Genomic DNA, 14,059 nt, shown 5'->3' with positions numbered 1-14,059 from the left:
CATCGTCCACGCGACTCCAGGTTGAGTCTAAGATTGACCGCGAGCATTGCACTTGATCCAATCGGCTCGTCTGACAGGATGATTTTGGGAAAGTTTAAGTTGCGATCGCTCCTCATTTTTGTTTGTCCCAATCAGCTAAATCAGATGATGCATCTTTTGTCCTTAGCAAAACTCCCCGTCTGGTGCTTTCCGCAGCCGTTTGTTCTCGGTAATCTTAACCAAACAAACCAGCAGCCTCAAGCAAACATTGCAGAGTTAGTCCCAATTCTGATTATTCTCCTGCTAATTGCCACAGTTGTTGCCCTGGTGACACAGCGGCTTCGCGTTCCCTATGTCACGGGTTTAGTGTTGGCAGGTTTACCAATCACGGAACTATTTTCTCGCCGGATTGGACTCGATCCTTCCTTAGTATTGAATCTTTTCCTGCCAATTCTCATCTTTGAAGCTGGCATCAATACAGATGTTAGCCGTCTCCGAAGCACGTTTAAACCAATTGCCCTTTTAGCGGGTCCAGGGGCGATACTTTCCTCGGCGATTATTGCCGTTCTGTTGAAATTTGGGCTAGGGCTAGATTGGATACCGGCGCTACTAATTGGAGTTATTCTCGCAAACACTGATACGGTTTCCATGATTGCCGTTTTTAAGGAGATACCTGTACCCTCCCGGCTTTCCACGATCGTTGAAGGAGAAACCCTCTTCAACGATGCTGCCGCCCTAGTTTCATTTAACCTGATTCTGACAGTGTATTCGACAGGTTCGCTCACAGTATTAGAAGGAATCCAACAACTATTATTTGTTGCCGTGGGAGGCAGTCTCGTTGGCTTAGTCTTGGGCTATTTAAGCATCCCTGTATTTCTTCGTTTACACGATCCCCTTAGCAGTCTCTTGCTAACCGTTGCAGTTGCATTAGGAACCTTTCAAATCGGGCAATCTTTAGGGGTATCCGGTGCTGTGGCTGTGGTTGTAGCTGGATTAATTTTCGGGAACGTTGGGCTTTCTCGCAGCACGTCTGCTTCCGATCGGATCGCGTTGTTAAGTTTTTGGGACTATGCCAGTTTTGCAGTCAATACCTTTATTTTTCTGCTGATTGGTGTAGAAATAAACCCGGTGACGTTCTGGAGGACTTTGCCAGCGGTTCTGCTTGCCGTTTTGGCTTACCAAATTGCGCGAGTCCTCACTGTCTATCCGCTGTTGGCTGGAGTGCGTTGGTTTGACCGTCCGATTCCATTGCGCTGGCAGCACGTCCTGTTTTTAGGTAACATCAAAGGCTCTCTTTCAATGGCTCTTGCCCTCAGTCTACCTACAACACTACCGGGGCGAGAGCAGTTGATCGCCTTAGTGTTTGGTGCGGTGTTGTTATCTCTCGTAGGGCAGGGCGTAAGTTTACCTTGGTTTGTACGCCGGTTGCAACTCTCTCGCTTCTCAGATTCTCGCCAACAAATTGAGGAATTGCAGGCTCAGTTAATTGCTTCTAAGGCAGCTCAAGATGAATTGGATAGTCTATTGAAAAAAGGGGTTTTGCCAAAAAGTGTTTATGAAGAAATGCGAGCCGTTTATCAGGTGCAAGTTGCCGGGGCAGAAAAAGCGCTGCGGAATCTTTATAATCGTCGTCCGGGACAATTAGTTGAAGGCGATCGCTCAAAACTTGACGCCATTCGACGACGATTACTCTTGGCAGAAAAAGGGGCGCTAAATGAGGCGATCCGGCAGCGAATTCTCTCTGAGGAAATTGTGCAAGGGCGAATAAAAACAATTGATGAACAACTGATGAAACTAGAGGATGATTAGGCACAACCATTAATAAAATCAATGGCTTGATGTAATGACCCTGGCTTCGTCACCATTAATATCGTCGCTCCTGGCTCTAATACTGTACTCCCGTTGGGAATTTCTAAATCCATGTGGGGATGGGATTGATAACCAATAATTAAAGAGCCTGTAGGAAATTGGGGTTCTTGAGCGATTTCAGCAACGGTAAGACCGACAACATAGCACTTTTGGGGAATCGAGAGTTTTAAAACTTCAATTTGACCCTGCTCAAAATGCATCATTGATTCTACTTGCGGATACTCAATTGCATTCACCATTGTAGAAACTCCCAAATCAACAGTACTGATGATATGAGAAGCCCCGACAATGCGTAGGGGTTCGGCAAAATCACGGTGGCGTACTCGACTCACAATATGGGAAACGCCGTAGTGTTTAGCAAGCGTGACCATTGCTAGATTTAAGGCATCATGACGGAGAACGGCTGCGACGGCATCAGCTTTGTGAATCCCGGCTTCTAGCAGCACCTCGGTACTGACCGCACTGCCTTCAAATGCCATTGCGCCGACTTGTTCGCGGACATACCGGCAAGCACTTGGATCGATATCAATTACGGCGACGGTATGCCCCAGGTCTACCAGCCGTTGCGCTAAATCCAACCCAACAAGTCCGGCTCCACCAATGAGTACAAACATAGCTGTCTCTCTAAGAATATTGACTCTGTGCTTCACTTTACAAGTCGAGAGCGGTTATCCTGCGAGGGTATCCTCCACATTTTTTTCTAAAATTGACTTAGGTGACTACAGGCAGTGTAAGCAACGATCGGACAGCACTTGAGCAAAAATATGAACGCCTTCGTCAAGAGTTGATTGGCGGTGCGATCGCACTCTTTGGTGTCGCCCTGCTCGGCACTTTATGGTACAAGCTGGTGGAGGGTTGGTCGTGGTCAGATGCAGCCTATATGACTGTGATCACGCTAGCAACTGTGGGGTATGGAGAAACTAATCCGCTGGGTAATCGCGGTCGCTTGTTTACGATCGCCCTGATTTTAACAGGTGTGGTCAGCATCGGTTACATTGTCAATCGGTTTACAGAAGCCCTGATTCAAGGCTACTTTCAAGAGGGAGGACGACTGAGGCAGCGGCGGCGTTTGGTAGATTCTTTAAACGAACACTATATCCTTTGTGGCTTTGGACGCACCGGGCGTCAGATTGCTAAAGAGTTTAAGGCGGAAGGCATTGCGTTTGTGACCATAGACTCTCAGATGGAGCCGGTAGAGGAGGCGCTACAGTTGGGTTATATCGCGGTGCAAGGCGATGCGACACTGGATGACACGCTTCACAGGGTAGCGATTGAACGGGCGATTTGTCTGGTGGCGGCGCTGCCTTCGGATGCAGAAAATCTCTATACGGTGATTTCGGCGAAAACGCTCAATCCAAACATTCGAGCGATCGCGCGGGCAAGTACAGAAGAAGCGGTGCAAAAAATGCAACGCGCCGGTGCTGATGCCGTGGTTTCGCCCTATATTACTGGCGGCAGGCGCATGGCAGCAGCAGCGCTTCGACCCCAGGTGATGGACTTTGTGGATGGTATCCTCACGGGAACCGATCGAGCTTTTTATATGGAAGAGTTCCTGATCGATCCTCAAAGTTGTCCCGTTGTGAGACAAAGCCTAAGAGAAGCCCGGTTGCGATCGCAATCGGGCGCTTTAGTTCTCGCCATTCGTCGCGCCGATGGCACCCTCATCGGGGGTCCCACGGGAGAAACTCAATTACTGGCGGGAGATTTGCTCATTTGCATGGGTACAGCAGAACAACTGCGAATCCTCAGCCAAATCCTCATTCCCATTAGTTCTGGGAAGCTGCGTCCGCCCAAGCATACCTAACCCAATCAGTTTTTCTACCCAGCGATCGCTTTAATTAATCCAGTTTCAGGGAATTCACTGGCACCTCATCCCAAGAATCAACCGTCCGCAATCTGGCAATCCAACCCGACTCCTTTTGGAAATCGGTTAAATTTTGCTGGTAGGATTCATGACAATCTTGTGCCTGCGCTTCATCACAACAGGCAATACAGGCATGAATCATCCCAGACGGGTCGATCTGTTCGTTCACCCAAATGGTCATAGGGCATTCTCCCTGAATTTTAAATGCATAGACTGCTTGCAACTCGACAAAAAACGCTTACCTCTGGGCTGCGATCGCGTTACCGAAGCGAGGCGTTAGCCTAGCGCTGACTTGTCAGTTCGCGCTGGGAAAGAGCAATCTGTTGATTGGTGCTGATTTAATACTTATACCAAGTTGCGTTGTCACATCCTTCAAATCCAATGGCAACGCCAAGGTGTTTTACATTTGTTGGCTCTCTAGCGCTAAGGAATCGACCCGCTTCGATCCCCACACCCTCCACTAAAGCTATAGAACAAATAGTGAAAACCCGAAGAAAATCGGGAATTCTAAGAAGGGTACTGATGCAAACTCTAATCATTGCAGGTCATCCTTGTCGGCGATCGCTTAATTCTTGAGTTAGCGAGAGCTAAAACTAAGGGATGACAAGGCTTTGAGCCAATAGAAGCCCAAGAGTTGGGATCGAACATTCGTAAAGCTGTCAATCGGTTCAGCGATAAAAGGCAGCATAACCCCAGTTAAGTCACAAAAATAGTTTCTATGAAATCTCGACTTTTCCGCTTCGTGTCTCTTTTTTTGCTCAGTATTGTGCTGATCGCAGCCTGCAATAGCACGACGGTGACTTCCCAAAAAGAAACTCAGCCCCTTACCGTCGGCTACAATTTGTGGCCTGGGTTGTTCCCAATCGCGATCGCTCAAGAAAAAGAATTCTTCACGGCTCAAGGGGTCAAAGTCAAACCCGTCTATGTCCAAAACTTTCTAGAATCGGTGTCTGAATTCAGTGCTGGACAATATGATGGAGTTGCCATCACAGTAAGTAGCTTGATGAGCATCATTGAGAAAAACCCGGATTTACAGATTGCGATGGCAACTGATGAATCGGCTGGTTCTGACTCAATAGTAGTTCGCCCAGAGGTTAAAAGTGTCGCTGACTTGAAAGGCAAGCGCCTCGGAGTCAGGTTAGGTGATGGAGAATTATTTGTCAGCGAAATGCTCCAGAAACATGGTTTGACTAGCGATAATTTGACCCTAGTCAACGTAGAAGGAGAAGCGGTTCCAGCACGTTTTAAGAGCGGGGATATTCAAGCGGGACATACTTGGGAACCGTACTTATCTGAAGTAACCAAATCTGGAGGGCGAGTATTATTCACCAGTAAGGACACACCCGGCTTAATTTCGAGTGTAATCGTGTTTCGCTCCTCAGTAGTACGCGATCGCCCAAAAGACATTCAAGCATTTATTCGCGCCTGGTTTCAAGCACAAGATTACTGGCAGGCAAATCCCGAAGAAAGTAAAGCACTGATTGCGAAAACGCTCTCCATCAAACCTGAAGAAATTTCCACTGAGGGTGTCAAGTTGTACACCTTAAAAGACAACTTAAAAGCATTTACTCCTGGTTCTACAACCGAGTCGTTGTACCATACCGCCAAATTGTACGCCGACTTCTATATTCGCACCGGAGGATTAAGCACCGCGCCAGATATTCAAAAAATGATTAATCCTTCTTTTGTGCAGATGTCGCAGGCAGGAAATTAACGAGAAAAAAAGCGTTATTCCATGCAGTTCAACATCAACAGTTTTTCAAGATGAAATCTCGATTTCTCCGCTTTGCGTCTCTTTTTTTGCTCAGCCTTTTCCTGGTTACAGCCTGCAATGGCAGAACCTTTATAACCTCTAAACCTGAGCTTCCACCACTGCGAATTGCCTACAATCTGTGGCCTGGATATTTCCCAATGGAGATTGCTTCAGAACAAGGATTTTTCGCAGAACAGGGGGTGGAAGTTGAACCTGTGTATTCAGAAAACTATTTAGGAGTTGTTTCTGATTTTAGTGCAGGTAAATATGATGGCATCATCGTAACATTGGGTGGTGTGATGAGCATCATTGGGAAAAACCCAGATATCCACATTGTCCTGGAAACCGATCAATCGGCTGGTGCTGATACCGTAGTGGTGCAACGTGATATTAAAAGTGTGGTTGACTTGAAGGGCAAGCGACTCGGCGTGAAGTTAGGCGACTACGGAGAATTGTTTGTTGTCAAGATGCTGGAGAGCAATGGTCTTACTACCGATGACGTGACGCTAGTCGATATAGAAGGGGAAGCCATTCCAGCACACATAAAAAGCGGTGATATTCAAGCCGGACAAACTTGGTATCCCTACACATTAGAGGCAGTGAAAGCCGGAGCGCAGGTACTATTTACCAGTAAGCAAACACCTAGGTTGATTCCGAATGTCATCTTATTTCGCAGCAATGTAATACGCGATCGCCCTGGACAGATAAAAGCATTTGTCCGAGCTTGGTTCCAAGCCCAAGATTACTGGAAAGCCAACCCAGAAGCAAGCAAATCACTGATTGCTAAGCGGCTGAAGATTAAACCGGAGAGCGTTTCAACCGATAACATTCAGCTGTCCACCTTAAAAGAAAACTTAAAAGCGTTTACTCCAGGTTCCACAGAAGAGTCGTTGTACCATACCGCCAAATTGTACGCCGATTTCTCGATTCGTACTGGAGGATTAACCGCTGCGCCAGATATTCAAAAACTGATCGATCCGTCTTTTGTGCAGCAGTTGCAGCCAGGAAGTTGACCGTATTCAGTCACACACATCAACAGGTTTTAGCATGAAATCTCGATTGCTACGCTTTGTATCTCTTGTATTACTCAGCATTGTGCTAATCACCGCCTGCAATGGCACGACAACCGTAACTTCCAGCCCACAGTCTTTGCCTCTTAGGGTCAGCTATAATCTTTGGGCTGGACAGTTTCCGATGGCGATCGCCCAAGAAAAAGGATTCTTCCAAGCGCAGGGTGTTAAAGTCGAACCCATTTTTTCAGAAAACTATCTCCTACCCCTGTCTAACTTCAGTGCTAATAAAAATGATGGGGTTGCGCTGCCATTAGGTAGCGTTATGAGTAGGCTTGGGCAAAACCCAGATGCAAAAATTGTTTTAGTCACCGATCAATCAGCGGGTGCTGACGCAATGGTAGCTCAGCGCCATATAAAAAGCGTGGCTGATTTGAAGGGTAAGCGGATCGGCACTAAGTTAAATGATTTTGGAGAACTGTTTGTCACTAAGATACTAGAAACGAAAGGTCTTTCTACTCAAGATGTCAGCTTAGTCAATATAGAAGCGGAAGCAATTCCAGCTTTCTTAAAAAGTGGTGAAATTCAAGCAGGACAAACCTGGGGACCCCATTTGTCTCAAGCAGTCAAATCTGGGGCTAAAGTGCTATTCACCAGTAAGCAGACTCCTGGGTTAATTCCAGATGTCATCGTGTTTCACAGCAATGTGCTACGCGATCGCCCTCAAGATATAAAGGCATTTATTCGCGCTTGGTTCCAAGCCCAAGACTACTGGAAAGCGAATCCAGAAGAAAGCAAAGCAATAATTGCCAAAACCCTCAATATCAAACCTGAAATTATTTCAACAGATGGCATCCAGTTGTCTAATTTGCAAGACAACTTAAAGGCATTTACTCCAGGTTCAACAACAGAGTCGCTGTATCATACAGCCAAATTGTACGCCGACTTTTATACTCGTACCGGAGGGCTAAGCGCTGCGCCGGATATTCAAAAACTAATCGATCCGTCCTTTGTGCAGCAGTTACAAAAGGTAAATTGACTGTGAAACAGCTCCAACTTTATACCCTACGCACTAAGCTGATTTTTTCTTTCCTGGGTGTGGCACTCCTCCCCTTAGCATTACTAGCCTTCTTGAATCAGCGAGCCACACAAAAGACGCTGACGAACAATGCTAACCAAACCCTCTTAACATCTGCTTCTCAAACTGCCCTGAGTATAGATGCTTTTATAAACTCGAATCTGGATGCTGTGCGGGTTGAAGCTCAGTTGCCAGTCTTCGCCAAGTACTTAAGTTTACCTGCTAACCAGAGACAAAGTATCGCTTCAGAAGTCGAGGGCGCTTTACGTTCGCTCAGCCGTAAAGATACTTTGAATATCTCGTCCTACGCGCTGCTCGATAGTCAGGGGCGAGATGTAATTGATACTTATACACCAGATATCGGTACAGATAAATCTGACCAGAATTACTTTCAGCGACCGTTTAAAACTGGCTTACCCTATGTCTCGCCCATCGTGTTTTCTCCAAGTACTAATGAGATCGGTTTGTACTTCAGTAGTCCGGTACGAAATGCGTCGGGAAATACTATCGGTGTCTTACGTATCCGTTATAACGCTGCTGCTGTCCAGCGATTGGTTAGCCAAAATACCGACCTAGTGAGAGGAAGCGCTTCCTTTGCGATTTTGCTAGACGAAAACCATATTCGTTTAGCTCACGGAAACGCACCTGAGTTAAATTTTAAATCGGTAGCACCACTCCCACCGGCTAAAGTGAAGGCTCTGCAAGCAGAAGGACGGTTGCCCAAGGGGAAAACGGCAGACTTTTCGACAAATTTGCCTGATTTTGAGCAAGGTCTAGATAACGCTGCAACATCCCCTTACTTTACAACCGCCTTATCCTCTACAAACAACGAGCCGAACGCAGCAGCAGTTACCAAGCTAAAGACGCGACCGTGGTTTGTGGTTTTTGTCCAACCGAAAGCGGTATTTCTAGCGCCTATCGAAGCCCAAGCCCGCGACACGCTGTTGCTGGCTGCGATTATTGCAGGTGTAGTCATTATCGCGGCGATTACGATCGGAGAACTACTGGCTAAGCCACTGATTAATCTCGCTGGAACAGTGACTCAATTCACTGCTGGCAACCTCAATGCTCGTACTTCTATCCAATCAAAGGATGAAATTGGGGTGCTAGCGTTGAGTTTCAATGGGATGGCAGAACAAGTCGGTAAATTGCTTCAAGGCCTAGAAGAGCGTACCCGCGAACTGGAAGTTAGTCAACACGTTACGGTTGCCGTCAGCGAGTTGTCAAAAGCGATTATAGACCCGGAAAAGCTATTGCGCGAAGCGATCGCTCTTATGCAGAATCGCTTCGGCTTGCACTATGTGCAAATTTATCTGTTGGATCAAACCACGAATCAACTCATCCGGCGGGCTGACTCCGGCAATCAGGGTATGCTTGGGCATGATGAAAGCGCTTGTCTGTCTCTTGACGATCGCAGCTTAGTCGCCCTTGCTGCCCGAAAGCAGCAAACGATCTGGGTAGATAAACAGGACAGTGCGGGGCTAGCAGGAGACTTGAAACCCATCCAAATGGGTTCTTCCGCAGTGGTGCCCTTAGTCGCCCGTGGGGCGCTACTAGGAGTGCTGGACATTCAAGACAAGGAAAGCGATCGCTTCAGTCAAACGGATCTAGAGACGTTCAACACCCTCGCTGGACAAATCGCCACGGCTTTAGAAAATGCCCGCTTGTTTGAAGAAATTCAAAAGGCTGAAGCCCAATACCGAGACAAAGCTCAAGAGTTGCAACAAACTCTATCTGAGTTGAGACAAACTCAAACTCAATTAATTCAAACTGAAAAAATGTCTAGTTTGGGTCAACTGGTGGCTGGAGTTGCTCATGAAATTAACAATCCAGTCAACTTTATTTATGGCAACGTCACGCCTGCCAATGAATACCTGGAAGATTTGCTCAAACTCCTAAAGTTGTACCAGCAACACTACCCCAATCCTAAACCAGAAATTCAAGACTATATCGAAGAAGTTGAACTCGACTTCCTGCTCCTTGATTTTCAGAAAATTCTATCTTCCATGAAGTTCGGAGCCGAACGGATTCGTCAAATTGTTCTATCTCTAAGAAACTTCTCTCGTTTGGATGAAGCGGAGATGAAAGCCGTTGACATTCATGAGGGTCTTGAGAATACGCTAGTAATTTTACAGAATCAACTAAAAGATAAGCCGGGACATCCGGAGATTCAGGTGATTAAAGAGTATGGCAATTTACCTTTAGTAGAATGTTATGCCGGACAACTGAATCAAGTGTTTATGAATTTACTGACAAATGCAATTGATTCTCTCGATGAGTTTAATCGTCAACGCTCAATTGAAGAAATTAAACATAACCCCACTACCATCTGGATTCGCACCAAAGTTGCCGGGAACAATCAAGTGGAAATCCGCATTATTGACAATGGATTGGGGATTCCATCTGAGGTGCAGCCAAAACTCTTCGATCCCTTCTTTACAACGAAAAACGTCGGCAAAGGGACTGGGCTGGGTCTAGCGATTAGCTACCAAATTGTCACCGAAAAACATGGGGGACAATTGGAGTGTACTTCAGCACCCGGTGAAGGGGCTGAGTTTGCTATCAAGATTCCAATTAGAGTTTAAAGCAACTGATTTTATTAAGAGCGATCGCGCTGGGGAATTTCAGGACTGACCAATACCACAACGCCCCTTAACTCGGTAATCCTCAACCCTAGGCTGTTTAGGGGAAATTAGAAGGCTCAAGATGCGTTTAGGGAGATGACAAAGAAAGTTAGAACCTTTAGCTGGATAGAATTTTTAGCAACTCATCTTCTAAAAACTCCCTAAATCTACAGCATTATTTTAAAACCCGATCGATAAACATATCTATAGCAATCCTATTTTAGTTGTGAGCCAGCCCTTCTGATCCCCGACTTCGTAAGAGTTGTCGGGGATCTCGCCTTCACGAATCATTTCGGACTGGCATAGAATCTAATTTTTAAAAAAAGTTCCATATTTTCACGTATGGCTGAACTTAGTCAGCACACCGAAAATAGATACAGTGCGGAACAAGGCACAAATATTATAAGCGTAGTGGATGAAAAAATGACCTTCAGTAAAAATACGCAAGTTTTAAAGCCAGAATTACAGCCAGAATTACAGCCAGAATTAGATCGGGAAGGATTGCTGCACCGAATCACTAACCGGATTCGTCAATCCTTAGAATTACAAGAAATTTTAATCGCAACGGTGGCAGAAGTCAGTTCATTACTAGAAGCCGACCGAGTCATGGTCTATCGGTTTCATGGTGATGAAAGTGGAGAAGTGATTGCCGAATCTATTTATAAAAATCGCCTTCCATCTTTAAAAGGTTTGAACTTTCCAGCGGATGACATTCCTCCCCAAGCACGGGAACTCTATCAGAAAGTGCGTCTGCGTTCGATTGTGAATGTTGCTTCCGGACTCATTGGTTTATCGATACTAGATTCCCCAGAAACCGGAGAATCCCTAGAAATCAGAAAGATCCACTATCGCCCTATCGATCCTTGCCATGTGGCGTATCTCAAAGCAATGGGCGTGCAGTCTTCTCTGGTGGTGCCGATTCTGCATGGCGATCGCTTGTGGGGGCTTTTAGTCGGTCACTACGCGCAACCGCAAGTAATTTCAGAACGGGAACTGGAAATTGTCCAGACGGTAGCGGATCAAGTGTCGATTGCGATCGCTCAATCTACTTTACTCACCCAAACCCGCGAAAAAGCTCAACGGGAAGTCACGCTTAACCATATTGCTACTCTGCTGCATTCACTCCCTACCATTGAGCTGCAATCAGCCCTTGAGGAAACCGTTAGCGCGCTGCAAGGTTCCGGTGGCAGACTGTACATCACCCCAGAAACCACTGGTTTGTCAGCGGTGGTGTACACCTGTGGCGATCAATTGATGCTCCTAGAACCGGGCGTGGTGGCAGTACCTGCCTCATCCGTTCTCATTGAGCAGCATCCTCTCTGGCAAGAATGGTTAAAAGGCGGGGCAAATTTCAACCCTGCGGCTACCGCAAATGCTAGGGGTAGCAGTGGCATCATTGCGATCGCTGACTTGTATAAACAAACGTATTTACAACCGCTTGAAACCGGATTTCAATCTACTTTGATTCGAGGCGTGTTGATTGTACCCCTCCAACACCGTCAACAGTTGGTCGGATACTTGACAGTTTTTCGAGATGAAATTGACACGGAAACCTTATGGGCTGGGTGTTTTGACCCCGACACGCGACAAGTCCACCCCCGTAAATCCTTTGAAGTTTGGCGACAGCTAAAAAGAGGACAATCGCGCCAGTGGACTCCAGAAGAGATTGAACTGGCTGATGCTTTGGGCGATCGCTTCTCAATGGCGATTGAGCAGTATGGACTGTACCAAAAAGTGCAGCGTCTGAATGCCAACCTCGATTGTCAAGTCCAAGAGCGTACAGTCAAGTTACAACAATCTTTGGAGTGGGCAAGCGTTCTCAAGCAAGTCATCGACCAAATCCGCAGCACGTTGGAACTAAAAACTATCTTGCAAACCATCGTGCGCGAAGTCCGGAACCTGTTAAATACAGACCGAGTGATCGTTTACCAGTTCACCCAACGCTGGCAAGGCAAGGTAGTTGTCGAGGAGGTCACGGGCAATACCAAATCAATTCTGGGGCAAGTCTATGACGAGAACTGCTTTCCCCTAGAGTACGCAATCTTATACCAGGGGGGACGAGTTCGGGCAATTAGCGACGTGCATCAAGCTTCTTTGCAAGCTTGTCATGTCGAATTCTTGGAACAGATTCAGGTAAAAGCCAATTTAGTCGTCCCGATTCGCAGAGGAGAGAAACTGTGGGGGCTATTGGTTGCCCATGCGTGTCATGAACCCAGAGTTTGGAAGGCGGAGGAAGTCGATCTGCTCCAACAACTCGCCGCTCAAGCTGCGATCGCGATTCAGCAAGCCGAACTCTACCAACAGCAAGCGGAATTACTTGCTCAAACCCAGCAACAAGCCGAACAACTCTCCAACGCCCTCCAAGAGTTACAGAAAACCCAAACCCAGCTAATTCAAACCGAAAAAATGTCGAGTTTGGGTCAACTGGTTGCTGGTGTTGCTCACGAAATTAATAATCCGGTTAATTTTATCTACGGCAATATCAGCCACGTTGATGAGTATACGCAAGATATGCTCAAACTCATGGAACTCTACCAACGGCATTACCCAAATCCCCATACTGAAATTGTGGATCGAGCAGAAGCGATTGACATAGAGTTCCTGACTTCGGATCTTCCGCAGATGCTCTCATCCATGAAAGTTGGAGCTGACCGCATCCGCCAGATCGTTCTGTCGTTACGCAATTTTTCCCGGCTGGACGAGGCTGAAAGGAAACCTGTCGATATCCACACGGGCATCGACAGCACTCTGTTAATCTTGCAACATCGACTGAAAGCAAAGCCAGACCATGCCGAGATCGACGTGGTGAAAGAGTATGGAGACTTACCGCCTATCGAGTGCTACGCCGGTCAGATGAATCAAGTTTTTATGAACGTGATCGGCAACGCCATTGACGCTCTAGAGCAACGCGATGAAACGCGATCGCCGGAGGAAATTAAAAACTTACCCAGCCAGATTACGATTCGCACTTTTGTGATGTCGGATAACCCAGCGGGTGTCCCCCGCGTTGTCATTCAGATTAGTGACAATGGCCCTGGCATGAGTCCAGGCGTGCAGTGCCAAGTTTTCGATCCCTTTTTCACCACCAAGCCGGTTGGGAAAGGCACGGGTCTGGGACTTTCCATTAGCTACCAGATTGTGGTAGACAAACACGGCGGTTTCTTTAAATGTATGTCTCAACCCGGTCAGGGTACTGAGTTCTGGATAGAAATTCCTCTGAAGAGCCAGTTAGCACAAAGCTGCTATAGCAATCCTATTTGAGTTTTAAGATGCCAGCGGTTCAGACCTCCGACTTTTCCAAGAAGTCGGGGATCTCGCCTTTAGGAATCATTTAGGAGCGCTATAGAACGCCTTGTACTCGGAAACCTCCTTTCCTTGCAGGGAAGGAGGTTTGGTTTTTCAAGTGAAAAATCTGAATTTTCCCGACATCCTCAGCATCGGTTAAGAAAAAATCAAGCTAGAATTAATAAACAATTATTGATATAAATATAAGTTAATATCAATCTCGATCCAGGGCAAGCCTGGGTTGGTTCCCAACTTCACACAGGTGAATCCATGAGTACCCAAAAAGTCTCATCGCAGTCCTTTTGTGCCCAAAAACTGAAAACTTTGGCAGATTCAACGCGGCTTGAGGTTTTAGAACTGCTCATGAGTGGCCCTAAGCACGTTGGCGAGATGAATGCGGTGCTGGGGTTGCAACAGAGTTTGCTATCGCATCATCTAAAAGTTTTGCGAGAAGAGGGTTTTGTGACGGCGACGCGAGATGGCAAGGCGGTACTTTATCAGCTAGATCCTGCAATCCAGAGGACAAATGCTGGTCGGGCGATTGACTTGGGATGTTGCCTGGTTTCGTTTGATTCCAACACATAAAAAACTTCAATT

At 46.7% G+C, this 14,059-nt stretch carries 10 protein-coding genes; 8 read left to right on the top strand and 2 right to left on the bottom strand.

Going from position 1 to position 14,059, the window contains the following annotated elements:
- Positions 1-147: 147 nt before the first annotated feature.
- Positions 148-1,788: a sodium:proton antiporter gene (locus tag NDI44_RS17355; protein ID WP_190414489.1), complete on the top strand. Its 1,641-nt coding sequence runs from the start codon at positions 148-150 to the stop codon at positions 1,786-1,788.
- Here the strand turns inward: NDI44_RS17355 and NDI44_RS17350 are convergent.
- Positions 1,785-2,462, bottom strand: a complete 678-nt coding sequence (locus tag NDI44_RS17350; RefSeq protein WP_190414454.1) for a TrkA family potassium uptake protein — start codon at positions 2,460-2,462, stop codon at positions 1,785-1,787. The genes NDI44_RS17355 and NDI44_RS17350 overlap by 4 nt on opposite strands.
- Positions 2,463-2,563: 101 nt before the next feature.
- Between NDI44_RS17350 and NDI44_RS17345 the strand changes: the two genes are divergently transcribed.
- Positions 2,564-3,652 (top strand): NAD-binding protein, encoded by a 1,089-nt coding sequence (locus tag NDI44_RS17345; protein WP_190414453.1) that lies wholly within the window; start codon positions 2,564-2,566, stop codon positions 3,650-3,652.
- Between the two features lie 34 nt (positions 3,653-3,686).
- Here the strand turns inward: NDI44_RS17345 and NDI44_RS17340 are convergent, their stop codons facing one another.
- The gene (locus NDI44_RS17340; RefSeq protein WP_190414452.1) at positions 3,687-3,893 is read right to left on the bottom strand and encodes a glycogen debranching protein; all 207 of its coding nucleotides are present in this window, start codon (positions 3,891-3,893) and stop codon (positions 3,687-3,689) included.
- Between the two features lie 537 nt (positions 3,894-4,430).
- Between NDI44_RS17340 and NDI44_RS17335 the strand changes: the two genes are divergently transcribed.
- From NDI44_RS17335 to NDI44_RS17310, 6 genes are all read left to right on the top strand, one after another.
- A complete protein-coding gene (locus tag NDI44_RS17335; protein WP_190414451.1) occupies positions 4,431-5,426 on the top strand; it encodes an ABC transporter substrate-binding protein in 996 nt (331 codons plus the stop codon).
- A gap of 50 nt (positions 5,427-5,476) precedes the next feature.
- On the top strand, positions 5,477-6,478 hold the full coding sequence (locus NDI44_RS17330; protein WP_190414450.1) for an ABC transporter substrate-binding protein: 1,002 nt from the start codon (positions 5,477-5,479) through the stop codon (positions 6,476-6,478).
- Between the two features lie 34 nt (positions 6,479-6,512).
- The gene (locus NDI44_RS17325) at positions 6,513-7,514 is read left to right on the top strand and encodes an ABC transporter substrate-binding protein (RefSeq protein ID WP_190414449.1); all 1,002 of its coding nucleotides are present in this window, start codon (positions 6,513-6,515) and stop codon (positions 7,512-7,514) included.
- A gap of 2 nt (positions 7,515-7,516) precedes the next feature.
- Positions 7,517-10,138, top strand: a complete 2,622-nt coding sequence (locus NDI44_RS17320; RefSeq protein ID WP_190414448.1) for an ATP-binding protein — start codon at positions 7,517-7,519, stop codon at positions 10,136-10,138.
- A gap of 462 nt (positions 10,139-10,600) precedes the next feature.
- A complete protein-coding gene (locus NDI44_RS17315) occupies positions 10,601-13,438 on the top strand; it encodes a GAF domain-containing protein (RefSeq protein ID WP_190414488.1) in 2,838 nt (945 codons plus the stop codon).
- A gap of 294 nt (positions 13,439-13,732) precedes the next feature.
- Positions 13,733-14,047: a metalloregulator ArsR/SmtB family transcription factor gene (locus NDI44_RS17310; RefSeq protein WP_190414447.1), complete on the top strand. Its 315-nt coding sequence runs from the start codon at positions 13,733-13,735 to the stop codon at positions 14,045-14,047.
- The last annotated feature ends 12 nt before the right edge of the window (positions 14,048-14,059 follow it).

It is taken from the genome of Trichocoleus sp. DQ-A3, assembly GCF_039961975.1.
Lineage (GTDB): Bacteria > Cyanobacteriota > Cyanobacteriia > Cyanobacteriales > FACHB-T130 > FACHB-T130.
This window is presented reverse-complemented; position numbering and strand designations above follow the sequence as displayed.